At 35.6% G+C, this 26,903-nt stretch carries 14 protein-coding genes, 1 rRNA gene and 1 pseudogene; 9 read left to right on the top strand and 7 right to left on the bottom strand.

All coding sequences use genetic code 11. The annotated features are described in order from the left end of the window. The first annotated feature begins 8 nt into the window (after positions 1-8). The 4 genes from rrf (at position 9) to ACFX5E_RS15970 (ending at position 9,163) form a co-directional block, all read left to right on the top strand. Positions 9-118 (top strand): 5S ribosomal RNA (rrf, locus tag ACFX5E_RS15985). 387 nt (positions 119-505) lie between these two features. Beyond that, a complete protein-coding gene (locus tag ACFX5E_RS15980; protein WP_379856165.1) occupies positions 506-6,292 on the top strand; it encodes a T9SS type B sorting domain-containing protein in 5,787 nt (1,928 codons plus the stop codon). 63 nt (positions 6,293-6,355) lie between these two features. Further along, complete coding sequence (locus ACFX5E_RS15975) at positions 6,356-7,273, top strand: PorP/SprF family type IX secretion system membrane protein (protein WP_379856164.1); 918 nt, start codon at positions 6,356-6,358, stop codon at positions 7,271-7,273. Positions 7,274-7,291: 18 nt separating this feature from the next. Further along, entirely contained in the window at positions 7,292-9,163 is a 1,872-nt protein-coding gene (locus ACFX5E_RS15970; protein WP_379856163.1) for an OmpA family protein, read from the top strand. 94 nt (positions 9,164-9,257) lie between these two features. On the opposite strand, the gene ACFX5E_RS15965 is transcribed toward ACFX5E_RS15970, so the two are convergent. Then, positions 9,258-9,839 carry a MiaE family protein gene (locus ACFX5E_RS15965; RefSeq protein ID WP_379856162.1) on the bottom strand — a complete coding sequence of 194 codons (582 nt, stop codon included), beginning with the start codon at positions 9,837-9,839 and terminating at the stop codon, positions 9,258-9,260. A 121-nt stretch (positions 9,840-9,960) separates the two neighbouring features. Between ACFX5E_RS15965 and ACFX5E_RS15960 the strand changes: the two genes are divergently transcribed. Next, complete coding sequence (locus ACFX5E_RS15960) at positions 9,961-11,193, top strand: glycosyltransferase (protein ID WP_379856161.1); 1,233 nt, start codon at positions 9,961-9,963, stop codon at positions 11,191-11,193. Between the two features lie 55 nt (positions 11,194-11,248). Here ACFX5E_RS15960 and ACFX5E_RS15955 read toward each other — a convergent pair whose 3' ends face one another. The 5 genes from ACFX5E_RS15955 to porU all read right to left on the bottom strand — a co-directional run bounded on the left by ACFX5E_RS15955 (position 11,249) and on the right by porU (position 19,709). Then, the gene (locus ACFX5E_RS15955) at positions 11,249-12,922 is read right to left on the bottom strand and encodes a pyruvate dehydrogenase complex dihydrolipoamide acetyltransferase (protein ID WP_379856160.1); all 1,674 of its coding nucleotides are present in this window, start codon (positions 12,920-12,922) and stop codon (positions 11,249-11,251) included. 7 nt (positions 12,923-12,929) lie between these two features. Further along, on the bottom strand, positions 12,930-13,928 hold the full coding sequence (pdhA, locus tag ACFX5E_RS15950) for a pyruvate dehydrogenase (acetyl-transferring) E1 component subunit alpha (protein ID WP_196849491.1): 999 nt from the start codon (positions 13,926-13,928) through the stop codon (positions 12,930-12,932). A gap of 144 nt (positions 13,929-14,072) precedes the next feature. Further along, a complete protein-coding gene (gene cdd, locus ACFX5E_RS15945) occupies positions 14,073-14,555 on the bottom strand; it encodes a cytidine deaminase (protein ID WP_379856159.1) in 483 nt (160 codons plus the stop codon). Positions 14,556-14,643: 88 nt separating this feature from the next. Continuing rightward, on the bottom strand, positions 14,644-15,840 hold the full coding sequence (gene porV / locus ACFX5E_RS15940; protein ID WP_379856158.1) for a type IX secretion system outer membrane channel protein PorV: 1,197 nt from the start codon (positions 15,838-15,840) through the stop codon (positions 14,644-14,646). 38 nt (positions 15,841-15,878) lie between these two features. Then, on the bottom strand, positions 15,879-19,709 hold the full coding sequence (gene porU, locus ACFX5E_RS15935) for a type IX secretion system sortase PorU (protein WP_379856157.1): 3,831 nt from the start codon (positions 19,707-19,709) through the stop codon (positions 15,879-15,881). A gap of 201 nt (positions 19,710-19,910) precedes the next feature. On the opposite strand from porU, the gene gldJ reads away from it, so the two are divergent. From gldJ to ACFX5E_RS15915, 4 genes are all read left to right on the top strand, one after another. After that, positions 19,911-21,584, top strand: coding sequence for a gliding motility lipoprotein GldJ (gene gldJ / locus ACFX5E_RS15930; RefSeq protein ID WP_379856156.1), 1,674 nt, complete (start codon positions 19,911-19,913; stop codon positions 21,582-21,584). A 61-nt stretch (positions 21,585-21,645) separates the two neighbouring features. Continuing rightward, positions 21,646-22,929: a UDP-N-acetylmuramoyl-tripeptide--D-alanyl-D-alanine ligase gene (locus ACFX5E_RS15925; RefSeq protein ID WP_379856155.1), complete on the top strand. Its 1,284-nt coding sequence runs from the start codon at positions 21,646-21,648 to the stop codon at positions 22,927-22,929. A 587-nt stretch (positions 22,930-23,516) separates the two neighbouring features. Beyond that, on the top strand, positions 23,517-23,951 hold the full coding sequence (locus ACFX5E_RS15920; protein WP_379856154.1) for a phosphate-starvation-inducible PsiE family protein: 435 nt from the start codon (positions 23,517-23,519) through the stop codon (positions 23,949-23,951). Between the two features lie 76 nt (positions 23,952-24,027). Next, complete coding sequence (locus ACFX5E_RS15915) at positions 24,028-26,760, top strand: cation-translocating P-type ATPase (RefSeq protein WP_379856153.1); 2,733 nt, start codon at positions 24,028-24,030, stop codon at positions 26,758-26,760. Positions 26,761-26,796: 36 nt separating this feature from the next. On the opposite strand, the pseudogene ACFX5E_RS16295 reads toward ACFX5E_RS15915, so the two are convergent. Next, positions 26,797-26,903: pseudogene (locus ACFX5E_RS16295) on the bottom strand (IS30 family transposase); the annotation flags it as partial.

Genomic DNA, 26,903 nt, shown 5'->3' with positions numbered 1-26,903 from the left:
TAACCTCTTAAGGTGGTTATTGCGGCGGGGCTCACCTCTTCCCATCCCGAACAGAGTAGTTAAGCCCGCCTGCGCAGATGGTACTGCAGTTATGTGGGAGAGTATGTCGTCGCCTTTCTTTAAAGAATCCTCATCATTCATTTGATGAGGATTTTTTGTTTTAAAGCGCTACCACGTGCAAGGCTAACGCCTTGGTTCGTCGCCTTTCTTTAGTCAGAACTTGTGTCAGATTCTATTAAATCCTTATCATTCATTTGATGAGGATTTTTTTGCGTTAGGACTTTTTGTGGAAAATAGAGAAAGTGGACTAATCTAATTGTTATTTTTTTTGTGAACTATTAATTCTCAGCGTAAAACCTACATCATATTTGTTTATAGTATTGTTAATTATATATTAATTTTTTATTGACTAAACCAAAATAAAACTTTACTTTTATTTTTTTTAAATTATTAATCGTTTATTTAGAATTATTAGTAATGATATATTAACAACAAAATTCATTTTATGAAAAATAAATTACTTTTATTTTTATTATTTTTTTCGTTTTTAGGAAATAAAGTTAGCGCTAGAGATTTCGAACGAACTTTAAATATTTCTAAAATAGACTTAGAGTGGTCTTTAACTGTTAATTTAAGGGATACTATTAAAAAATCTAATAAATTATTAAAAACTGCAAAAACCACAGCCATTATACCGCCGCCGCAGACAACTGCAGGTAGCGCTTGTAAGGAAGACACTGACCCGACTGTGAAAGTATCTATGGCTGCGTCTGGAGGGAGTGGTGATGTGATCGAATGGTTTTCGAGTCAAACGTCTAGCGCTAAGTTGCATGTGGGATCTATATATAGTCCAAGTATAAGTCAAACTACAACCTATTACGTGCGCGCCCATGCTGGTATTGCTGATTATAGTGTTAGGGTCCCTGTAGTTGCTTCAGTTTATACAGCACCGCCGGCAGTTACTTTGAAAGCTTTTCCAGAAGATGCCTCTATTTGTGAAGGGACCCAAATTATATTTACTGCCATTGATGGTGCTGATTTATTTGAATTTTCAGTTGATGGAACAGTAGTACAAGGAATGTCCACAAATAGGGAATTTAAAACAACTACATTAACTAAAGGTCAAGTAGTTAGGGTTAGAACGCGGTATGCTGTAAATTTTGACGGAAATATAACAGAAACTGCTTGGGGAAAAGGTGCCATGGAAGATAATATACTTTCCGCTTCTTTATCTCCGAATGCATTAAACGGGTATATTAATTCCATTAAAATTAGTCCAACCGAAGATAAGTTAGTTTTTGGGATAGCGGGAAAAATAGATAATAATAGTAGTAGTATGTTGTTATTTCTGGATACAAAGCCAGGAGGTTTTAATAGGTCAAATTTTGGAGATGTAGCAGATCCATCTATGGTGGGGTTCAATTATTTTAGTAATGATTTAACGCCAAGTACTTTTGATTCTTATTTTCAAGCGGATTATTGTCTTGTGCTTTCAACAGATGGCGGAGGGATAAATTATGTCGCGGATATTATCGAATTGAAAACTGGAAATTCCACAAAAGTTAATATAGGGAATGTGCCAACAGTAACTCCGCCCACTGTAATGGGAGTTAATAATGGTAATTCAGGGATTGCCGATTATAATTTGGGTTTTGAAGTAGAAGTGCTAAAGTCTTTAATAGGCTATACGGTTGGGGACATTAAGTTTTTTGCCTTGACTATGCAAGATGATATAGTTACAAATTCCTTTTTAAGTCCTGAACTAAGCAATCCTGCTGATTATGGAAACGGTGTTATTGATTATAATATAAAAGACCCAAACCCAGTGGTTGTTTCGGCAGATGCGCTGATTCCTTGTTACAAAACGGCAAGTATTTCGGTTAATTTGAATGAAAATCCAACAGTGGCGACCGTAGGTATTGATCAGTCTAAATGTACATTATCTAGTGATCCACTTGGAGGTAATACTCCCACTATAGGGACCGGTGTTTGGTCAAAAAGTTTAGGACCAGGTTTGGTGAATTTTAGCGATGTGAATAGCGGAACATCCACTGCTACAGTTAATGTCGAAGGAACATATGTTTTCACTTGGACTATTTCGAATGGTGTTTGCCCACCCTCTACGGCTGATATAGAAGTAACATTTTATATTTCTCCTTTAGCTCCAACAGCAAGTTCTCAGGCTGAATGTGTTTCGTCACCAATACAAACTTTAACCGCTACAGCGACAGCTCAATCAGGGGAATCAATAGTTTGGTATGATTTGCCAACTGGAGGGAATGTAGTACCAGATCCTTCTTTAAGCGCATTAGGAACAATTACTTATTATGCGGAAGCCAAGAATATAACAACACTTTGTCCAAGCAATACTCGTACTGCAGTAAAGTTAACAATATATGCTTTGCCAACTATAACAGGTACTTTAAGTATTTGTACAGGCGCAACCACCACATTAACCGGTTCGGCTACGGCAGACGCCACATCTCCCTGGACATCTGCTTCGACAGGAGTTGCAACAATAAGCATTTCAGGAGTAGTAACCGGGGTTTCTGCAGGGACGAGTTTAATAACGTATAAAAACAGCAATGGTTGTACTATAACGGCAACAGTTACAGTAAATGCTTTGCCAATAATAACTGGTACTTTAAGTGTTTGTATAGGTGCAAACACCACATTAACCGGGTCCGCTATGGCAGACGCTACAATTCCTTGGACATCTGCTTCGACAGCTGTTGCAACGGTAAGTAGTTCAGGAGTAGTAACTGGGGTTTCAGCTGGGACGAGTTTAATAACGTACAAGAACAGTGACGGTTGTACCATAACGGCAACTGTTACTGTAAATGCTTTGCCAACAATAACAGGTGTTTTAATTGTTTGTGTAGGTGCAACAACCACATTAACCGGTTCAGCTACGGCAGACGCTACAACTCCTTGGACATCTGCTTCGACAACTATAGCAACAATAAGTAGTTCAGGAGTATTAACTGGGGTTTCAACTGGGACGAGTTTAATAACGTATAAAAACAGTAATGGTTGTACTATAACGGCAACAGTTACAGTAAATGATTCGCCAACCATAACAGGTACTTTAAGTGTTTGTGTAGGTGCAATAACAACGTTAACTGGTTCGGCTACGTCACACGCTACATCTCCCTGGACATCTGCTTCGGCAGCTGTTGCAACAATAAGTAGTTCAGGAATAGTAACTGGGGTTTCAGCTGGGACGAGTTTAATAACGTATAAAAACAGTAATGATTGTACTATAACGACAACAGTTACAGTAAATGCTTTACCAATAATAACTGGTATTTTAAGTGTTTGTTTAGGTGAAACAACGACATTAACCGGTTCCGCTGCGGCAGACGCCACAACTCCTTGGACATCTGCTTCGACAGCTGTTGCAACAATAAATAGTTCAGGAGTAGTAATTGGGATTTCGGCCGGTACGAGTTTAATAACGTATAAAAACAGTAATGGTTGTACTATAACGGCAACTATTACTGTAGATGCTTTGCCAACCATAACAGGTACTTTAAGTGTTTGTGTAGGTGCAATAACCACCTTAACTGGTTCAGCTACGGCAGACGCTACAACTCCTTGGACATCTGGTTCGACAGCTGTTGCAACGGTAAGTAGTTCGGGAGTAGTAACTGGTGTTTCGGGTGGGACGAGTTTAATAACGTATAAAAACAGTAATGGTTGTACTATAACGGCAACAGTTATAGTAAATGCTTTACCAATAATAACAGGTACTTTAACTGTTTGTATAGGTGCAACAACCACATTAACCGGTTCGGCTACGGCAGACGCTACAACTCCTTGGACATCTGCTTCGACAGCTGTTGCAACGGTAAGTAGTTCAGGAATAGTAACTGGGGTTTCAGCTGGGACGAGTTTAATAACTTACAAGAACAGTGATGGTTGTACTATAACGGCAACAGTAACAGTTGATTTACCAACCATAACAGGTACTTTAAATGTTTGTATAGGAGCAATAACCACATTAACCGGTTCAGCTACGGCAGACGCTACAACTCCTTGGACATCTGCTGCGACAGGAGTTGCAACAGTAAATAATTCAGGAGTAGTAACTGGGGTTTCAGCTGGGACGAGTTTAATAACGTATAAAAACAGTAATGGTTGTACTATAACGGCAACTGTTACTGTAGATGCTTTGCCAACCATAACAGGTACTTTAAGTGTTTGTGTAGGTGCAATAACCACATTAACCGGTTCGGCTACGGCAGACGCCACATCTCCCTGGACATCTGCTTCGACAGGAGTTGCAACAATAAGCATTTCAGGAGTAGTAACCGGGGTTTCTGCAGGGACGAGTTTAATAACGTATAAAAACAGCAATGGTTGTACTATAACGGCAACAGTTACAGTAAATGCTTTGCCAATAATAACTGGTACTTTAAGTGTTTGTATAGGTGCAAACACCACATTAACCGGGTCAGCTATGGCAGACGCTACAATTCCTTGGACATCTGCTTCGACAGCTGTTGCAACGGTAAGTAGTTCAGGAGTAGTAACTGGGGTTTCAGCTGGGACGAGTTTAATAACGTACAAGAACATTGATGGTTGTACTATAACGGCAACAGTAACAGTTGATTTACCAACCATAACAGGTACGTTAAATGTTTGTATAGGTGCAATAACCACATTAACCGGTTCTGCTACGGCAGACGCTACAGCTCCTTGGACATCTGCTTCGACAGCTGTTGCAACAATAAGTAGTTCAGGAGTAGTAACTGGGGTTTCAGCTGGGACGAGTTTAATAACGTATAAAAATAGTAATGGTTGCACTATAACGGCAACCGTTACAGTAAATGATTTGCCAACCATAACAGGTACTTTAAGTGTTTGCGTAGGTACATCAACCACATTAACCGGTTCTGCTACGGCAGACGCTACATCTCCCTGGACATCTGCTTCGACAGGAGTTGCAACGGTAAATAGTTCAGGAGTAGTAACTGGGGTTTCAACTGGGACGAGTTTAATAACATATAAAAACAATAATGGTTGTACTATAACGACAACAGTTATAGTAAATGCTTTACCAATAATAACAGGTTCTTTAAATGTTTGTATAGGTGCAACAACAGCATTAAGCGGGTCAGCAACGGCGGATGTTACAACTCCTTGGACATCTGCTTCGACAGGAGTTGCAATAGTAGATAATTCAGGAGTAGTAACTGGGATTTCGGCCGGGACGAGTTTAATAAAGTATAAAAACAGTAATGGTTGTACTATAACGGCTACAGTTACAGTAAATGCTTTACCCATATCTACATTGTCAAGTAATGATGGTGATAATACTTTTTGTTCTGGTACTTCGGTTATTTTTACAGCAACGGGAGGAACAAATTATAATTTCAGAGTAAATGGTTCTAGTGTTCAAAATGGCACATCACCAACATATCCAACAACAAGTTTAACTAACGGACAAGTTGTTGATGTTATAGTTACTACCGCGTTTGGTTGTACTGCAACAAGTACAGGAATAACCAATACAGTAAATCCTTTACCGTTAACCCCTATATTAGTAATAATTAAACAACCGACCTGTAGTGTCACGACAGGAAGTTTTACTATAAGTAATTATGATGCCTCTTATACTTATGCGATAAATCCATCATTAGGAGTTTCAATTTCAGGGAATGTTGTAACTGCTCCCACTGGAAAATATACAGTAATAGCTACTTTAGGTTCTTGTTCAACTAGTTCAATACAAACTATAAATCCAATTCCACCGCAAATCCAATTTGAAATTAATGGAAATTGTGAAGATAAAGATTATGTGTTGACAGCTACTCCATTATCTAATTCGTACGATCCAAATAACGTGGACTATGCATGGAAGGACAGTACAGGCGCAACTATAGGGATAAATTCTAATATTTTAAATGTATCGGCTTTACTTTCTTCAACTTCTGAAAAAGAACTTTTTCCTTTAAATTATACTTTAACAATTACATCAACATCAACAGGTTGTCAAACTATAAAGGGTATTACAGTTGAAACGATTACTTGTAATATTCAAAAAGGAATTTCACCTGATGGTAACGGATCGAATGACAACTTTGATTTAAGATTGTTGGATGTAAAAAAATTAGAGATATTTGACAGATATGGCATAAAAGTTTACAGCCAATCTAATTATACAGACCAATGGAAAGGGCAATCTGATAAAGGCGATGATCTTCCAAGTGCAACATATTACTATGTAATAGAAATGAACGGAGGCCAAGCAAAAACAGGTTGGATATATCTAATCAGAGAAAAATAATAAATTAATTGAGTTTTGAAGTCCACAAATGTTCTGGACGAATAAAACGAAAAACAAATAGATATGAATAAAATATTTTTGACCTCTCTTTTGGTTCTTATTGCCTTTATAGATTCAAATGCGCAACAGAACCCTCATTATACTCAATATATGTATAATATGAATGTCGTAAATCCTGCTTACGCTGGCTCAAAAGAAAGTATTTCTTTTGGAGCATTGTATAGAAAACAGTGGGTAAACATAGAAGACGCTCCGACATCGTTTACTTTTTCTGGACATGCGCCAATAGGAAATAATGTTGGACTAGGTTTGTCTTTTATATCAGATAAGATTGGACCAGTAACGGAACAAAATGTATTTGGAGATTTTTCATATACTCTGCAGCTAAATGAAACCAATCGATTGGCTTTGGGTGTGAAGGCTGGAGTTTCCTTTCATCAAGTAGGTTTACGTGATATCCAATCGACATTACCAGACCCTTCTGAAGGAATATTTGGAGAAGATATTAATGATGCTTCATTAAATTTAGGAGTAGGGGCTTTCTATTACACGGATAATTATTACGTAGCTTTTTCCATCCCGAATTTAGCAAAATCAGCACATTTAGATTATAATGGTCGTGAATATGGCTCCGATGTATCTCATTATTTTTTGACAGCGGGATATGTATTTGACGTTAATTATGAACTAAAATTTAAACCTTCGATGATGTTGAAATCTGCATTTAACGTGACTCCTTCCTTAGATGTTTCGGCAAATTTTTTATACAAAGAAAAATTCGAAATAGGCGCTACTTACAGATTGCAGGATAGTTTTGGTGGGATGGTAAATTTTGCGGTTACACCTGAGTTGAGAATAGGTTATGCTTATGATCACATTGTTTCAGATTTGAAAGTAATCACGCCTTCCTCTCATGAATTTATTTTGTTATATGATTTATTTGTTCCGAAAAAAGTTTCACGTTCTCCAAGATTTTTCTAATATTAAACTTTGCAATCAATGAAAAAAATTACTATACTGTTGTTTTTAGTGCTAACTAATATTTCACTAACAGCACAAAATAAATATACTAAGAACGCTGATAAACTTTTTGACAGATACGAATATGCTTCAGCTGCTAAGGAGTATTTATCTTTAGTTGAAAAAGGAACTTCTGACCCTTATGTTTATAAGAAATTAGGGGATTGTTATTATAATATGTCTAATACAGTTGAATCCGAAAAATGGTATTCGAAAGCCGTTGAATCTAAACAAGATTTGGAGACCTATTACAATTATGCTCAGATGTTAAAATCAAATGGCAAATATCTAGAATCAGATAAACAAATGACAGTGTTTGTTGCTATGTCACCAAATGATCGAAGAGCAATAGAATTCAATAATAATCCGGATTATCTTGTCAAGCTAAAAAATATAGAAAAGCTATTTGATATAAATAGAATAACCGTAAATTCTGAAAAATCGAATTTTGGGGCGGTTCTCTATGGCAATTCGCTTTATTTTGCTAGTGCAGGAAATATGGGTACTAAAATTTACGGATGGAATAATGAACCTTTTTTAGATTTATATCAGTCTAATTATAATGAAACAGATGGAACATATTCAGAACCAACTGAAATTTCAGAATTAAACACAGTATACCATGAAGGTCCATTGACGATGACTAAAGATGGGAATACGATTTACTTTTCAAGTGAAAGTTTCAATGAAAAATTATTTGTAAAAGATAAGGCAAAAAAATTGAAGTTCGGACAAGTTAGTTTGTACAAGGCTGTTAAGGTTGACGGAAAATGGACCTCAATAACTCCACTTCCATTCAATAGTAAAGAGTATTCTACCGGTAATCCATCTATAGACAAGGAAGGAAAGACGCTTTATTTTGCTTCTAATATGGCTGGTTCAGTCGGAGGTACGGATATTTGGAAAGTGTTCGTAAATTCTGATGGTACCTTTGGAACACCTGAAAATCTTGGTGATAAAATAAACACAGTTGGTGATGAGAATTTTCCATTTATATCTGATGACGGGATTTTATATTTCTCTTCAAATGGTTTAGTTGGCTTTGGTGGTTTAGATGTTTTTTCTGCGGATTTAAATAAAAATGAGGCGCCAAACAATATGGGAAGCCCTGTCAATACAGAAAAAGATGATTTTTCATTTACATTTAATAAAGAAAAAAACATCGGGTATTTGTCAAGTAATAGATCGGGGATGGATAATATCTATAATGCAATTCCAGTATGTAAATCAGAGATGCTTGCCATCGTAAAAAATGCTAAAACTAATGCGTTATTGGCTAATTCCAGAGTAGTTTTTTTAGATGCCGATAAAAATGTTTTAGACACCAAGATAACGAATGATAAAGGAGAAGTTTTATATAGTACTGATTGCCAAAGACAATTTTCTGTTGATGTTTATAAAGATGGCTTTGTTACTAAATCTTTCCCAGTTGCTAAGATTGAAAAGGGAGTACGTACGACCATGGATGTGTTTATTGATCCAATTGAAATGACCGTAACAGAAACAGAAATTATATTAAACCCAATTTATTTTGATAATAACAAAAGCAAGATTACCCCTCAAGGCGCTGCCGAATTGGATAAATTAGTCTACGTCATGTCTCAAAATCAGAAAATAGTTATTTATGTTAAATCCCATACTGACACCAGAGGTACTGATGAATATAATTTAGGTCTGTCAGAAAGAAGAGCTAAATCAACTGTTGCTTATATTATTTCTAAAGGCATCAATGTGGATAGGATATCAGGAAAGGGATATGGAGAATCAGCGCCTAAAATAGATTGCCAAGATAAATGTACAGAATTAGAATATGCCTTAAACAGACGTTCAGAGTTTATGATTGTTAAATAATTTAGAGGATATAAACAAAAAAACAGGATGCCGAAACGCATCCTGTTTTTTTTTTAAAATAGTATGGAATTTATCTAAATCTTAATAGGGAATATTACCCATGTACGGTTTCATTTTTTCCGTAGTTAACAATAATTGAAGTTTCAAAGTCTATCCATTCCTGCCAGCGTTTGTCAATATCTAAATTATCAACATATTTTTTGGCAAAACCAAGAAAAGTAGTGTAATGTCCAGCTTCAGAAATCATCAAATCACGATAAAATTTGGATAATTCGGGGTCTTTTATGTTTTCCGAAAGAACTTTAAATCGTTCGCAACTTCTAGCTTCAATCATCGCTGAAAATAACAAACGGTCGCATAAGGCATCTCTTCTGCTTCCATCTTTTTTCATGAATTTGAAGAGTTCATTTACATAGTGGTCTTTCCTTTCGCGTCCTAAAGTCAACCCTTTACTTTTTATTAAATTGTGAACCAATTGGAGATGATCTAATTCTTCTTTCGCTATAATCAACATTTCAGTAACCAATTCCTCTAATTCAGAATTATAAGTCACTAAACTTATTGCATTTGACGCGGCTTTTTGCTCGCACCAAGCGTGATCGGTCAGGATTTCTTCTATGTTGGATTCGACTATATTTACCCAGCGCGGGTCTGTGGCTAATTTTAAACCTAGCATGATATTGGTATTTATTTAGCTGCAAAATTAGTGTTTTCTTCGTGATTTTTATTCAAAACAAAGGAATTGCCATTAAAATAGTATTATTTTGCAGGTATAATTTTATTCAAATAAGAATCTAGTGCAACAACTTTTAATTATTGGTTTTGTGTGGCCTGAGCCAAATTCGTCCGCGGCAGGAGGAAGGATGCTCCAATTGATTTCACTATTCAAAGAACAAGGATATAGCGTAATCTTTGCGAGTCCGGCCCAAGACAGTGATTTTATGGTGAATTTGGCGGAATATGGTGTCGATAAACAATCAATTGCTTTAAATTGTTCCAGTTTTGATGCTTTTGTAAAAGAGTTAAATCCAAGCGTAGTTTTGTTCGATCGTTTTATGATGGAAGAACAATTTGGCTGGCGAGTTGCTGAAAATTGTCCAAATGCCCTGCGATTACTAGATACAGAAGATCTGCACTGTTTGCGTTTGGCACGCCAAAAAGCATTCAAAGAAAATCGGTTGTTTCAGACTTCGGATTTAATGGTTGAAGGAGTGGCAAAACGAGAAATTGCTAGTATTTTGAGATGTGATTTATCTTTAATGATTTCTGAATTTGAGATTGAATTGCTCACGACTACATTTAAAATTGATAAAGCACTACTGTATTATTTGCCTTTTTTATTAGAGCCAATAACTAACTCCGCTTTCGAAAAATTACCGTCTTTTGAAGAAAGGGAAGATTTTGTTTTCGTCGGAAATTTTCTTCATGAACCCAATTGGAATGCCGTTCAATATCTAAAAGAAACTATTTGGCCACTTATTAGAAAACAACTTCCTGAAGCTGTTATGAATATTTATGGTGCTTATCCTTCGCAAAAAGTGTTGCAGTTGCATCAGCCAAAAGAAGGATTTTTAATAAAAGGTCGTGCTACTAAAGCGCAAGAAGTGGTTTCTAATTCTCGTGTTGTTTTAGCGCCTTTGCGATTTGGTGCTGGTGTGAAAGGAAAATTAATAGAAGCAATGCAGTGCGGAACGCCAAGTGTAACGACTACTATTGGAGCCGAATCAATGCATGGTGATTTACCCTGGAATGGCTTTATTACCGATAATCCACAAGTTTTTGCGGATGAGGCAGTGCAATTGTACAATGATAAAAAAAGTTGGCTTGAAGCCCAATATAATGGATTGGTTATTGTCAATCAGAGGTATTCAAATGCGATGTTTGTGGAAGATTTCAACAAGTATATTTTAGCTTTGCAAGCTAATTTGCAACAACACCGATTAAGTAATTTTATTGGAACAATGTTGCAACATCATACATTGAGCAGTACGAAATACATGTCTCGTTGGATTGAGGCTAAGAATAAATAAAAAATCCCGTCGAGTTTTTAAACAAGACGGGATTTGTATTTTAAAAACCTAGTTATTATGCAAGCATTGTAACTGGATTTTCTATGAATTGTTTCAATGTTTGTAAAAATTGCGCTCCGGTTGCGCCATCAATTGTTCTATGATCGCAAGCTAAAGAAAGCATCATTGTATTACCAACAACAATTTGACCATTTTTAACCACCGGTTTTTCTACAATTGCCCCTACAGAAAGGATGGCAGAATTAGGTTGGTTGATAATAGAGTTGAATTCAACAATTCCAAACATTCCGAGGTTAGAGACAGTAAAAGTACTTCCTTCCATTTCAGTTGGTAGTAATTTTTTGTTCTTAGCTCTTCCGGCAAGATCTCTAACGCTTCCGCCAATTTGAGACAAACTCATGGCATCAGTGAATTTCAATACGGGAACTACTAATCCGTCTTCAACAGCCACTGCTACACCAACATTCACATGGTGGTTTATGGTGATAGCCTCTTCTTTCCATTGAGAATTAATTTTCGGATGTTTTTTCAAAGCCATCGCACAAGCTTTAATAACCATGTCGTTAAATGATACTTTTGTATCAGGTACGCTGTTTATTATTGCTCTTGATTTCATCGCTTCATCCATTGTAACTTCAATTGTTAAGTTATAATGAGGTGCAGTAAATAAAGATTCTGCCAAACGTTTAGCGATTATTTTTCGCATTTGCGAATTTTTGATTTCTTCTGTAAAAACTTCTCCTGCGGGAACAAATACTTTTGGTGCCGCTATAGTTTCTGTTTCTGTTTTTGCTGGTGCAGATGCAGATGCTTCAGTAGTAGGAGTAGAAGCAGCTTGAGGAGTAAAGTTTTCGATATCACTTTTTACGATACGTCCATTTTCACCAGAACCTTTCACTTGTGTCAATTGAATTCCTTTATCACTTGCAATTTTCTTTGCTAATGGCGATGCTAAAATTCGTTGTCCATCAGTTGATGCTTCTTGCACAATTGGTTCTGCTTTTTCAGCTGTCGCTGATTTTGCTTCTTCAGTTGCAGCGGGAGCTTGTGGTGCTCCACCTGTTTTATAATTTTCAGCAATACCGCTAATGTCAGTTCCTTCAGGTCCGATAATAGCCAATAGACTATCAACGGGAGCGGAATTTCCTTCTTGAATTCCTATATACAATAATGTTCCTTCATTAAAAGATTCAAATTCCATCGTTGCTTTATCCGTTTCGATTTCAGCAAGAATGTCACCTTCGGCAACTTTATCGCCTACTTTTTTCAACCAAGTTGCTACAGTTCCTTCGGTCATTGTATCACTTAGACGAGGCATAGTAACTACCACAACTCCTTTAGGAAGTGATGCTGATGCTACTGCTACAGGAGTAGCAGTTGTTGTCTCTGAACTTTTAACTTCAGGAGCAGTTGTTGTTTCTTCAGTTGCAGGTTTAGCTTCTTCAGTTGCAGGAGTTGATTTTCCAGCTATTAAAGCTGAAATATCTTCGCCTTCATTTCCTATAATTGCCAGTAAAGAATCTACAGGTGCAGTTTCTCCTTCCGGGATACCTATATATAAAAGAGTTCCTTCATTGAAAGACTCAAATTCCATAGTTGCTTTGTCGGTTTCAATTTCTGCAAGGATATCACCTTCACTGATTTTGTCACCTACTTTTTTTAGCCAAGTCGCTACCGTTCCTTCCGTCATCGTATCGCTCAAACGAGGCATTGTTATAATTGTTGCCATAATTGATTTATAGTTTATGAGGTAAAAATGGATAGTTTTCTTGATCGTATACTACATCGTATAATTGTTGGATTTCAGGGTAAGGAGATTCTTCAGCGAATTTTACACATTCTTCCACTAAATCTTTTACTCTTTGGTCGATAGCTTCAATTTCTTCTTCTGTAGCATAGTTTTGATCTTTGATTACATCTAAAACTTGTGTAATTGGATCAATTTTTTTGTATTCTTCCACTTCGTCTTTTGTACGGTATAACTGTGCGTCAGACATAGAGTGTCCTCTATATCGGTATGTTTTCATTTCAAGAAATGTTGGTCCATCACCACGACGAGCTCTATCAATAGCTTCCGTCATTGCTTCGGCAACTTTTACTGGATTCATACCGTCAACAGGTCCACAAGGCATTTCGTATCCTAAACCTAGTTTCCAAATATCAGTATGATTAGCGGTTCTTTCTACAGAAGTTCCCATAGCATAACCGTTATTTTCTACGATAAAAACCACAGGAAGTTTCCACAACATCGCCATATTAAAGGCTTCATGTAATGAACCTTGACGAGCGGCACCATCACCAAAATAGGTCATAGTAACTCCTCCGGTTTCAAAATATTTATCAGCAAAAGCTAAACCAGCACCTACTGGAATTTGGCCTCCTACAATTCCGTGTCCACCATAAAAACGGTGTTCTTTGGAGAAAATATGCATCGAACCACCCATCCCTTTTGAGGTTCCGGTAACTTTTCCCATAAGTTCTGCCATTACACGTCTTGGATCAACACCCATTCCTATTGGTTGAACGTGATTTCTGTAGGCCGTAATCATTTTGTCTTTCGACAAGTCCATTGCATGTAAAGCACCAGCAAGAACTGCCTCTTGACCATTGTATAAGTGTAGAAACCCTCTAACTTTTTGTTGAATGTATAATGCTGCAAGTTTGTCCTCAAACTTTCTCCAAAGCAGCATATCTTCATACCACTTTAAATAAACCTCTTTTGTAACTTCTTTCATTTGGATTGTTTCTTTTGCTTAAGCGTTATTGTGTTATCAATTCGTACCTATAACGCAAAATAGTTTCCTCACACAAATTTGCGAAAAGCAAAAATAAGACATTACAACTAAGAAGTGAAATTTATAGACTAGTTTTTGGGTTTTTTAAAGGAATTTTTTGTCAAACATGAGCGGAAGTAAATTTTTTAGTGATGCTGATTTGTTTACTTCGCCTTCTTCACCCATAAAGTAAATTTCGATAGGGGTGTCTTGTTTTATTTCATATTCTGCGATAGATTGTCTGCATGAACCACAAGGAGGAATAGGAGTTATGGTCTTATTAGTGTCTGAAGCAGCGGTAATTGCCATTTTTAAAATTTTTGCATCCGGATAGACTGATCCAGCATAAAAAATAGCGACTCTCTCTGCACAAAGCCCTGAAGGATAAGCAGCGTTTTCTTGGTTTGAGCCCAGTACAATTTTTCCGTTGTCTAAAAGTATTGCTACACCGACTCTAAATTTTGAATACGGTGCGTACGCTTTTTTTCTTATGGCAACGGCTTCCTCCATTAAAGTGTAGACGTCTTGTGGTAAATCTTTAATCGAATCGAAAACCGTGAATTGAGTTGTTATGGAAATTTCTTTCATTCTTTTTTACAGGAAAAAAATCCAAATTTCATCCCGAAGTTTCGGGATTGAAATTTGGATTCATAGTTATTTAAAATTTTTAATAGTACTAATATTCATCGTACTTGTCACCGAAATTAAAAGTAAGTGAAAATCTAAGTGTATTTTCTAATGGGTTTTTTACTTTCGAGGCGGAGAATAAATAAGACACATCTACTTTTACAATATTGTATTTAAATCCTGCTCCAAGTGAGAAAAACTGACGCGCTCCTTTTTCTGGACTTTCGTGAAAATATCCCATGCGCATTGCAAATGAATCTTGGTATAAATATTCAGCACCAATTGCATAAGTAACTTCTTTTAATTCTTCACTGAAACCATTTGGAGCATCTCCAAATGATTTAGCGACACCCGAAACCCATCCGATGGAACGATAATCATCTAAGGTTTGTGCATTTTGTTCTGCTTGAGTTATATCTTCAGGGTCATTAAAATCACCATCATTATTAGTGTCAACTGGCGATCCTGGAATTTGCGGAGTGGGTACTAATAATTTATTGAACTCCAGATTTAAAGCTACTTTGTTATAATCATCAAATATGAAATCAAATCCAGTTCCTATTTTTAAATTTGCTGGCAAAAAATTGGTGCTGAACTCATCGTTGTCATAACTTATTTTTGGACCCAAATTCTGAATGTTAAATCCACCTCTCCATCTTCCGTTAAATTCATTATAGGCAATTTCTTCAGATTGATAAAAACCTGCGATATCGACAGCAAATGAACTCGCAGGTGTTGCGTCACCATTATCAGAGGCTACTTTTAAACTGGAATGGATGTAACGTCCGGCTACTGCCATAGAAAATCGTTCACTCAGTTTTAAGGAATAAGAACCGTCAACTGCAAATTCATTTGGAGAAACTTTTCTTGGCTCATCAAAAGCATTTTCTCTTAATTCAATTTCTCCTAAACCAAAATAACGTAAGCTTGCGGCAAAAGCACTTCGCTCATTGAGTTTGTTGTAATAAGTTAATTGTCCCAGCGAAATATCATTTACCAAATCAGTTAGATAAGGAGTATAACTCACGGATAAACCTTGTTTGTCTATTGCAAAAGCATATTTTGCCGGATTCCACTGTTGCGAAAAGGCATCTGCCGATGATGAAACTCCAATATCAGCCATACCAGCGGCTCTTGCATCTGCAGAAACTAATAAAAACGGAACCCCTGTTGTTATGACTCTATCTTGCGCTTTTGCAAGAAAAATTATAAAAAAACAGATAAAAAGTAAAGTTATTTTTTTCATTTTTGTATAAAAATTGATTCGACAAATATAATATTTTATTAAAGTATTACAAGTTTTTCGTACTTTTCAACCTTTTTATTAGTCAGGCTTGATTTCACCGTAAGTTTATAAACGTAAACTCCTTTTCCAATTTTGCTTCCAAAGTCATCGTTACCATCCCAAGTAATATCTTTGGATAAAAATCCTTCGGTTGTAATGATTTGATTTTTAGTCCAAACCACTTTTCCAGTTATTGTCATAACCTGAACCTGAACCTCAAGGGCTTCGTAGGGTCTGTTATGTGTAAACCAAAATTCGGTATAATTGACAAATGGGTTGGGGTAGTTCAATACGTGTGTCAATGTTATGGTTTCATCACCAACTACAATAAACTGAATTTCGATAATAATGGGATTGTTATACACATCCCAAGCTTTGAACGTAATTGTATGTAATCCTGATGCTAAATTATGTAACGGAAATCGGAGTGTTCCGCGAGTATAATCATCTAATTTTGTTTGGTAATAATCATTTAGGATGTAAGGATTATTTACATCTCCATCTAATATTGCAACTATATCATGACCTATTCCGCTAGCTGTATTTATACCGTTTTCATCTTCAAGAAAAGCAAGAAGGAAAGGTGATTGATTTGTTGTGCCGCCCGAAACAAAAGTTTCGTCATTCATATATAACTTAACTTTTGGACTAATATTGTCTGCGACTGCATTTTCATTTATTCCTCCTACTTTGATGCTCGTATTATAGCCAGTTTCATTTTCTAAAAATTGATTTTTTTGGGCATAAAAACTGATTCTTCCATTAGCTAATGGAATTCGGATGTCTCTCGGTACTACAAAGCTAAACTCAAATTTACCATTTGTAACTGATGCATTTCCTCTAAATATAGTTTCTCCTAAAACATTGAAATTTATTGGAGCACTACTTCCGTCATTGTTAAAAGTTGTTCTTGCAATAATTTTGTCAAAAACAGTTGTGGAAAGTTCGCCGTTATAATTTGTCAATAAGTTGTTGTTTTCGTCCGTAATTTCGCCTGCCAACTTTATTTTTGATAACGATTTGAAATCATCAATAGGTTGAGAAACCGAAATGTCATTAACTTTTGTAAGACTTATTTTTGGTTTTGGTATGGCAAGCATCAACGCAGGGTCGCCAATATAAAAAACTACATTGGTTGCTGAATTTGGGTTGCTGTTTTTGGAGAGTCGTAAAGCTTCTGCAATTGAAGTATATTGATTTGAGCCGTAGGATAATAAATTTTTAGACAACACATCGTTGAAATTTTCAGCACTATACTGCCCAATTGCTCTGATGGTTGTGATCATTGCAATAGCCCCTCCTTTTGGGTTCCAATACGTATATTCTCCCGCAGTAGGTCTGGAAGGATTGTCAAAACGAGAAAATTCGCAGGTTATAGTTATAAATAAGGGATATTTATATTGATTGCTTAAATTTTGGCCGTCGGATTTTTCCCAAATACGTTCGCTGGACAAGCCATCTTCGCCGCCATGACCCAAATAATTAAAGATTAATGCCCCTTTTTCAAAAGCATTAAAAAAATCAGTTCGTGCTTTTGGGTATCTGAATCCGCCAGCTGAAGCTTCTTGAACGTAGGAGTCTAATAGTATTTTATTAACATTTAAAAATGGTTTTTCAGTTGCAATAGCATCAGCCAGATTATTTTGTCGATTCTGTAAACTAGCATCGGAGCTTCTATCAGAGTCGTCAGAAACTAAAACAACATTATTCCTCCAACTACCATAAGATTTAATATCATAGTATTCTATTATTTTATTGACCATTTCATCCGCTTGCTTAGTGTCATTTACAAGCATTCTTCCAACTGCAATATCGATTCCTCCAAAATAAGAAACAATATTTCCTTCGCTAGCGTCCATTAAACCAAAAAAGTCATCAGAAGCAAATGAAGCTTCACCTGATGTATTACTTTTTAAGGAGTGGTAGATTGGAACGATATTGGTGTTGTTGGCTATTCGATTTTTAAAATCATAAGAGGCATCTCCAAAAAGATTGACATATTTTATTCTTTTCTCAGGCGTTGAGGCGTTTTCATAAATATATTTGATGCAATTTCTTATGGCGGTAACATCTTGTTTTCCTGACGAGAATTCTTGGTAGATAGATTCAAGAGAAATCACTTTTACATTCGTATTTGATTTTGAACGATGAAAAACAGCTAATTTCTCTGCTTGAGCTGTTAAAAAAGAGGGAGCTATAATGACATAATCAATATCTTGAAATTGGCCTTGGGCATTTTTAAATATCTTTCCTTTTAAGTTCTGATTGGCAATTTTGGTTTTGCTGCTTTTCAAGGGCGTCAAATAATCTGATGTATCAAGTACAATGTATTTTCTAAGTTCGCCCAGATTTGCTTTAAAAGCAAATGTACTTTGACTTGGATTTTCAACTTTGGTTATGTTATATAAGTCTGTTACATCCCAAACCTCAGGGATACTGGTAGAGTTTGATATGAAATAAGTTGCAATTCCTAAGCTAGAAGTTGATAAGTCATATTGAAAATGAAACTGCTTTCCGTAACCTTGAAGTTTTCTTTTGGCGATAAGCCGAATATGATCAAGATATCCTTTTGATCCTGGAACTCCATTGTTATTGTAAGTTAATTTAATTTTTACATTTTCTGAACCAGTAAAAGAGACATTGTTTGGCAGGGTTCCGGTATTAAATTCGGTATCAGAATTTGTGTTTAAAGCTGAAAAAGGAATATTTCCTATTTCCTGTCCGTTTGCCGATATTTTGAATGAAGTAGGAGCAAAAGCTGCTGAAGCTACTGTCGTTTTTACTTTTATAGCAGAAGATGCTTCGATATTTGGAAAATTAAATTCAAACTCCTGTTCTTGTTTTATATCAAAGGATTCTCCAAACCATTGTCGGCCTAAATGCGCAATATTTACTAGATCTATTTCGTGATATTGATGATCGTCAAAAGTGTTTAAAGTGATTGTGCTGTTTCCTGTTGGCTGATTCATTGGAGCTATTCTCTTTCCTTCAGCACCTTCAATCGTAACATAGTAATAGGACTTTGTGTCGTATAAATTAGTACTGGTTTGGCTTTCTTCATTCCAGGTGTCCAATCCCTCAGCATAAAATAGTATGTAGTCATCATCATTAAATACGCCGTCGTTTTCTCCAACAAATTCAAGAGCATTTTCAGTTAAATCGGAGGGATAGTAAGTGTTGTTTGATAATGGGAGCATTTTTCCGCCATTGCCATAAATCTTCATTTTTTTTGGATCGGTGCCGTTTGTGTTAAGTCCTAATTGTTGTAGAAAATTTTTGGAAATTTTATAAATGCCAGATTTTTCTACATAAAATTGATACCAATCCCCTGAAGCTAAAACAGAATTTAATAGTGTGCTGTTGCTTTTGTTGGATTGTGAGATTCTGAAGGAACTGCTTTTTGTGCTATAAGAAAATGATTTGATTCGTTTGTATCCAAAGTTTTCTTTCACTATCGGTGAAAGCACGAGAAAGGTATAGTTCAGTTCTCGGGCAGTCGTTGTTGCTAAGTAAGCATTTGGCGTTTTGGGTATTTTTTCCGGATCTAAATCGCCTAGGGAAGATGTTGAAATGGATTCGTAAACAACATTGGTAATTTGAATGTCATTTTTGTCAAAAGAACCTGATTCTGATATTTTTAAGGTGTAGGTTATCGCTTTTCTGGAGACATCGTAATAATAATTTTCACCGCCAAATTGAGGGGCGTTAATTAAAATATCCCCTATAGGAATTTCTTTTTTTTCTAACCATTCAATGGTGATATTGCCACTAATTTGGGCAAAAGAGATAAATGGGATTAGAGATAAATAAACTAAAAGGGCTTTTCTCATTGTTTTTTCTTAACGGTATTGAGGCTGAATGGTTACTAATGAGTAAAAATAAATCATTTAGTGTAATTGTAAATAATAAATATTATAAATTTGCGTTTTTGTAATATGGTTTTCTGATAAAATTTATTAAAAAATCATATTGCAAGTTAACGGTTAATTGTTATATTGCGAAACTTTTAAAATTATTACCTACTAAAGAGTATGAAACTAAACAAAATTTTGGCCTTTGGATTGATGATGTCAATATTAATGATTGCAGGTTTGGCTAGTTGCAGTAAAAAGTCTAGCTCCAAAAATGCATCAAGGGCTACCGGATGGAATGTGGATAATAAGAAAGCTGTTAAAAAGCAAGAAGCAGGACCAGGTTTGGTGTTTGTTGAAGGCGGTACCTTCACAATGGGTAAAGTACAAGATGATGTTATGCATGATTGGAATAATACGCCAACTCAACAACACGTTCAATCCTTTTATATGGATGAGACTGAGGTGACAAACTTCATGTATTTAGAGTATTTAGATTGGTTGAAACAAGTTTTTCCGCCAACAGAAGAAAATTATAAGAATATATACGAAGGTGCTTCACCAGACACTTTAGTTTGGAGAAATAGATTAGGATACAATGAGACGATGACTAATAATTATTTAAGACATCCATCTTATGCTAATTATCCTGTTGTTGGTGTAAACTGGATTCAAGCAGTTGAATTTAGTAAATGGAGAACAGATCGTGTAAATGAAGCTGTCTTGGAAAAAAATGGTTACCTGAAGAAAAATGCTAAAACGCAGGATGTTACAGCAGAAAGTTCTTTTAGTACTGAAACATATCTAAATAGTCCAACGCTAACTTATGGCGGTAATGAAGAGATTGTTTTGAAAGGCAGAAAAGGAGCGAGAGCGCCTAAAGCTGGAAAAGACGGGAAAGTTACAGAAGCAAAAAACATATATGCACAACGCTCTTCTGGAATTATTCTTCCAGAATATAGGCTCCCTACAGAAGCAGAATGGGAATATGCAGCTGCAGCAGATGTAGGACAAAGAGAATATAATATTTACAAAGGACAGAAAAAATATCCTTGGTCGGGAGATTATACTCGTTCAGGAAAAAGACAAAGCAAAGGGGATCAGTTAGCCAATTTCAAACAAGGAAATGGAGATTATGGTGGTATAGCTGGTTGGTCTGATGATAACGCTGATATTACCAACGCAGTAAAAAGTTATCCCGCAAATGATTTTGGATTGTATGATATGGCTGGGAATGTTGCCGAATGGGTTCAAGATGTTTACAGACCAATGATTGATAATGAATCTAATGATTTCAATTATTTTAGAGGAAATCAATACACTAAAAATAAAATTGGTGCAGACGGTAAGGTTGAAATCGTTACTAAAGAGAATATGAAATATGATACTTTAAGTAATGGAAGAATTGTAGCTAGAAACTTCCCTGGACAAATAGCTCAAGTTCCAGTTGATGAACAAGAAACGTATTTGAGACAAAATTTCGATAAAAGCGATAATGTCAATTACAGAGATGGTGATAAACAATCTACCAGATATTATAATTTCGGATCTGAATCAGACAACGAAAAACAAAAACAGGAAAAAATCATGTACAATTCTCCTAAACACAATGTCACTACGGATAGTTTAGGAAAAATGGTTAGAAAATATGATGTTTCCAGTAAAAGAACTACCTTGATAAATAATGAGGTTAGAGTTTATAAAGGAGGATCTTGGAGAGATAGAGCTTATTGGTTAGATCCGGCACAAAGAAGGTATTTTCCTCAAGATATGGCGACGGACTATATTGGATTTAGATGTGCAATGTCAAAAGTTGGTGCTAAATCTGAAAAAAGAAAATCACCCAGAAATTAATTTTTCATAAAGTAATAAAAAAAGCCCTTTCATTAGGGCTTTTTTTTTAAATCAGTTTTAAATGGATATAATCAGCATTCATAGTTTGTTTTTAAAGTGTAAATCGGTTTCAATAGATACTCGTAAAATTGAATCCAGTTCCTTATTCGTAGCTATAAAAGGAGATCGTTTTGATGCCAATACATTTGCTAAAGAAGCACTGGAAAAAGGAGCTTCTTATGTAATAATTGACAATGAAGCATATTATATTGACCAAAGGACTATTTTGGTAGAAGACAGTTTAGTAGCGCTTCAGGAATTAGCGAAGTTTCATCGGGAATATCTAAAATTGCCTATAATTGCTCTTACCGGCAGCAATGGAAAAACAACTACTAAAGAACTTATATCTGTTGTTCTTTCGAAAAAATATAAAATCAAATCCACCGTTGGAAACTTAAATAACCATATTGGAGTGCCTTTGACTTTGCTTTCTTTTAATTCGGAGACTGAAATTGGAATTGTAGAAATGGGTGCCAATCATAAAAAGGAAATCGAATTTCTTTGTGAATTAGCAAAGCCAGACTATGGCTATATTACTAATTTTGGGAAGGCACATCTGGAAGGATTTGGCGGAGTAGCAGGTGTGATTGAAGGGAAAAGTGAAATGTATCAATATCTTTTCCATAATGAAAAATTGACTTTTATAAATTTAGAAGATCCAATTCAGGTTGAAAAATCAAAAGTATTAAAATCATTTTCTTTTGGAATAAATAAAGAAAAGGCGGATGTAAATATTACGGAAGTAAAAGCAAATCCTTTTGTAGTAATTAGTTATGCTGGTTTTACGATTTCATCTCATTTAATAGGTCTCTACAACGCGAATAATATAAATGCCGCACTTACTATAGGAAAGTATTTTGGTGTAGCGGATTTAGCAATCAGAGAAGCGTTGGAAAGTTATATTCCGGAAAACAACAGATCACAATTAGTAACTAAAGGAACAAACCAGATTATTCTGGATGCTTATAATGCGAACCCAAGCAGCATGAATGTTGCAATCGAAAATTTCCTACAGTTAGATAATCCAAATAAGATTATGATTTTGGGAGATATGTTTGAGTTGGGTGAGGAAAGTCAACAAGAGCATCAGGCAATTGTAACGATGCTTTTTAATGAAGAAAAAGTGAAGTGTTATTTTATTGGAAAAGCATTTTATGAGGATAGAATTGATAAAAGTAATTTTTGGTTTTACGAGACATTTGAAACTTTTTCAGATTATTTAAAAGAAACTAAAATTGAAAACAGCACTATTTTAATAAAAGGTTCTAGAGGAATGGCTTTGGAACGAACTTTGGGTTTTTTGTAGTAGGATTTTCTGTTTACTGAAACAAAAAAGCCATCATTTTGATTTATGATGGCTTTTTTTGTTTCAATTAGAGACTTATTAAAAATCCGGTCATTTTTTATTAATATCAGTTTTTTCGTAATATTTATGGATAAAACATAAAGTTCCTTGTGTTTCCTCGGACGTTCTGTAGATATACCTCATTAAGAACTTAAGCTGACAATTAAAATGTGGAAAGTGGAAAAATAAAACTTACGCAAAAAACAAATAGCCTAAAAAATTGTCATAGTTGTCAAACATAAAACATAGACAACTTATGATTAACTTTTTGCTAACCAACAAACCAATGTTTCTGTGTTTGTTGCTAACAACTAATTAAAAAAAACAATTATATTGCTAAAAGGACACATTTTTATAACTAAATTTACTTGTAATAACAGGACTTTAATCGCGTAAAAGACAACCCTTATAAAGTTGATACAGAGGACAAGCATAAAATATCGAAAACTTAAGATCAATTTTCGGAGGGCTTTTTGCCGATTTGACAAGCCAACGCTTAAAAATTGAAATAATTAATCTCCAACTTTGATCTGTTAAATAAAAATACTATGAAGAGCGATGATAAATTTTTAAGAATAATTATAGCCATTAATAAAAATATAATTCGTGTTTTAATTGGCATTATGACTTTAATTTTAATATTGGGTACATTACATCTTATCTATTTAGAATTTAAAAAAATTACCACTCCCCCTTATTTATTGATTGATGTTTCCACTTTATTCGAAGTATTTAATTTGATATTGATTATTGCGGTAGGTTATGAGCTTATAAAAGCATTGCTATTAATTATTTCATCCAATACAATTCCTACTGTTCCAATTATAGAAATCTCAATTATTGCTATTTCAACTAAAATAATCACACTAGATATACAGCAAACAAATAGCAATGTTATTATAAGTTTAGCATTATTAATTGCCGCACTCGGTCTTGCTTATTTTTTGTTAAAATATTGTAAGGCACCACAAAACAAAACCTAAACAAATTTAGTAACGTTCTGTTTTTGAATTGTTTAATTATATGTAAAAAATCAAACAAATATAAATTGAAACTCTTATGGATGACTTACTGCAAAATAAAGAATGGCATTCAGTTTCTTATAATCATGTATTAGAGAACTTAAATACTTCCTCAAAAGGTCTTAATTCGACAGAAGCCGGGAAGCTTCTGAAAATGGTGGGACCCAATATACTGCACAGGCAAAACAGAGAAAGTGCCTTTAAAATTTTGCTAAGGCAATTTCTTAACCCACTTATATATGTTCTCCTTGCTGCTGCCATCCTTGCTATCACAATGGGTAAAATTACTGACGGAATAGTGGTATTTTCTGTTATAATTATTAATGCTATTATTGGGTTTGTTCAGGAGTATCAGGCTGGAAAAACCATTCAGGGGCTTCTCCAATTAATTCCGGAAAATGCTACAGTAATTAGAGATGGAAAGCAAAAGAATATCCGAGCTGCTGAACTTGTCCCCGGTGATTATGTATTGCTTCAGGCTGGCGATAAGGTATCGGCAGATATGCGGCTCACATTCGTAAAAAACATGCAGTGTAATGAATCTATCCTTACAGGAGAATCTTTACCAGTAGAAAAAAATACAGATATCATTGATGCAGATGCAGGAGTTGCTGATCGTAAGAATATGGTTTTTAGCGGCACATTGATTACTTCTGGCACAGCAGAAGGCGTGGTTGTTTTGACAGGTATTAATACCGAGATCGGTAAAATTTCCGCACTTCTTCAAACTACCACATCTGTAAAATCTCCGCTGACAAAATCTCTTGAAAAAATTGCAAGGGGAATTACCTATGCCATCATCCTTGTTGGCATTTTGGTTTTTCTAATAGGAATATTTCGTAATTATACATTCATAGATGCAATATTTTTTGCCATTACTCTAGCGGTAGCGGCTATCCCGGAAGGACTGCCTGCCGTAATTACTATCGCATCAGCTATCGGTATTATCCGAATGGCAAAGAGACAAGCTATTATCAGGCATTTATACGCTGTAGAAACCCTGGGCAGCACTACTGTAATCTGTTCAGACAAAACGGGAACGCTTACCCTTAACGAAATGACCGTTCAGGTACTTTGGAATGGAAAGCAAAAATTCAATGTTACAGGAGTAGGCATTAATACTGATGGTGAAATTTTAAAAAACGATTCTGGTGAAGAGGGGAATGAGGAAGAAATTGGTGAACTTATTAGGGCTGCAGCACTGTGCAATGACGCAACACTTCATAAAAAAGAGGGTCATTGGAAATCAGTAGGAGACCCTACAGAGGTTGCCCTGATAGCAGTAGCCGGAAAGTTTGGAATAAATGAAGACGAACTAAGAAACAAATGGCCGAGACTGGATGAATTACCCTTTGATTCCGCAAAAAAAATAATGGCTACTCTTCATCAGTCTCCTTCCGAAGAAAAAATAATTTACCTCAAAGGTGCGCCTGAATCAGTTATTCCACTTTTATTGAATAGTGAAAAGTCACTCATGAGTTTTGACACGGAGCAGGTACGAATGGAAGCTTTACAATTAGCGGGAACTGGGATGAGAGTATTGGCTTTTGCTTGCAGAAAGGTGGATAGCAAACATTCAGCACTCATTATGGAAGAGGACCTTTGCGAATTTACTTTTTTAGGGATACAGGCCATGAGCGACCCTCCGAGGTTGGAAGTAAAAGAAGCGATAGATTCGTGTCATAATGCTGGTATTACGGTGAAAATGATTACCGGAGACCATCCTGCAACAGCCGCAGCAATAGGCAGGGAACTTGGATTTATGAATGCAGAAAGAGTTATCACCGGAAAGGAACTTCAGAATTTGAACACTCAGGAGCTTCAGGAAATTGTAAAAAACACCAATATTTTCGCACGGGTATCCCCCGAAGACAAACTAAATCTTGTGAAAGCACTTCAGGCCAATGGGGAAGTGGTAGCCATGACAGGAGATGGTGTAAATGATGCCCCTGCACTTAAACGTGCAGATATTGGCGTAGCTATGGGTATCACTGGTACAGCTGTTGCCAAAGAGGCGGCAGACATGATCCTGGCCGATGATAATTTTGAAAGTATAAAGGCTGCTGTTGAAGAAGGACGAAGGGTATTTGATAACCTTTTGAAATCTATTGTATTTCTTCTGCCTACAAGTATAGGATTGGGATTGGTTATTTTTATTGCCGTGTTGTTTTTTCCCTCAGAAGGGGGAATTCTACTCATCCCAATGCAGCCTGTTCAGGTATTATGGATCAATCTTATAACTGCCGTTGCCTTGTCATTGCCGCTTGCACTTGAAGCAATGGAACCCGATGTAATGAATCGTCCTCCACGTAAACCCAATAAACCGTTATTAAGTTCCTTGATAATTTTCAGGATGATACTAGTTTCTCTGGTAATGGCAGGTGGAACAATTGGATTATTTCTTTGGGAATATAATATTGAACTGTCCATGGGTATGGCACATTCACAGGCTATTTCGGAAGCTCAAACAATGGCAGTAACAGCAATGGTTTTATTTCAGGTGTTTTATCTTATTGATTGCCGATCTCTTAATTTTTCAGTCAATAAAATCGGGCTTTTCTCCAATCCATTTATTTATATCGGAATTGCAACAGTACTGTTTGTTCAGGCCGCTTTTGTTTATTTTCCATTTATGAATCGTTGGTTTCACTCCTCTCCATTAAAAGCTGAGGCATGGGGGGTTTCTGCCATGGTAGCTTTTTCAATTCTAATAATTATCAGCCTTGAAAAATGGATTCGAAGAAAATATTTTAAAAATATTAAAACGTAGTACTTTTTGTGAAGTACATGTTTTATAAAGCAGGATTCAAGTTATAAATGCAACTTTTTGATTAAACATATAATTAGGTGTTTCAAAATTAAATCTTTTTCTTGGTCTATTGTTTAATTTCTCTTGTATTTCTATAATTTTCT

The sequence above is a fragment of the Flavobacterium xylosi genome (assembly GCF_042787345.1).
GTDB classification, from domain to species: Bacteria; Bacteroidota; Bacteroidia; order Flavobacteriales; family Flavobacteriaceae; genus Flavobacterium; species Flavobacterium xylosi.
Note: the sequence above shows the minus strand (reverse complement) of the source record. Positions and strands in the feature narration are given on the sequence as shown.

What these genes read in the sequence shown, in the direction of transcription:
- ACFX5E_RS15920 (WP_379856154.1), top strand. Translation starts at nt 23,517, where the DNA reads ATGAAGAGCGATGATAAATTTTTAAGAATAATTATAGCCATTAATAAA.
- pdhA (WP_196849491.1), bottom strand. Translation starts at nt 13,928, where the DNA reads ATGAAAGAAGTTACAAAAGAGGTTTATTTAAAGTGGTATGAAGATATG.
- porU (WP_379856157.1), bottom strand. Translation starts at nt 19,709, where the DNA reads ATGAGAAAAGCCCTTTTAGTTTATTTATCTCTAATCCCATTTATCTCT.
- ACFX5E_RS15980 (WP_379856165.1), top strand. Translation starts at nt 506, where the DNA reads ATGAAAAATAAATTACTTTTATTTTTATTATTTTTTTCGTTTTTAGGA.
- ACFX5E_RS15970 (WP_379856163.1), top strand. Translation starts at nt 7,292, where the DNA reads ATGAAAAAAATTACTATACTGTTGTTTTTAGTGCTAACTAATATTTCA.
- ACFX5E_RS15965 (WP_379856162.1), bottom strand. Translation starts at nt 9,839, where the DNA reads ATGCTAGGTTTAAAATTAGCCACAGACCCGCGCTGGGTAAATATAGTC.
- porV (WP_379856158.1), bottom strand. Translation starts at nt 15,840, where the DNA reads ATGAAAAAAATAACTTTACTTTTTATCTGTTTTTTTATAATTTTTCTT.
- ACFX5E_RS15955 (WP_379856160.1), bottom strand. Translation starts at nt 12,922, where the DNA reads ATGGCAACAATTATAACAATGCCTCGTTTGAGCGATACGATGACGGAA.
- ACFX5E_RS15975 (WP_379856164.1), top strand. Translation starts at nt 6,356, where the DNA reads ATGAATAAAATATTTTTGACCTCTCTTTTGGTTCTTATTGCCTTTATA.
- ACFX5E_RS15915 (WP_379856153.1), top strand. Translation starts at nt 24,028, where the DNA reads ATGGATGACTTACTGCAAAATAAAGAATGGCATTCAGTTTCTTATAAT.
- cdd (WP_379856159.1), bottom strand. Translation starts at nt 14,555, where the DNA reads ATGAAAGAAATTTCCATAACAACTCAATTCACGGTTTTCGATTCGATT.
- ACFX5E_RS15925 (WP_379856155.1), top strand. Translation starts at nt 21,646, where the DNA reads ATGGATATAATCAGCATTCATAGTTTGTTTTTAAAGTGTAAATCGGTT.
- gldJ (WP_379856156.1), top strand. Translation starts at nt 19,911, where the DNA reads ATGAAACTAAACAAAATTTTGGCCTTTGGATTGATGATGTCAATATTA.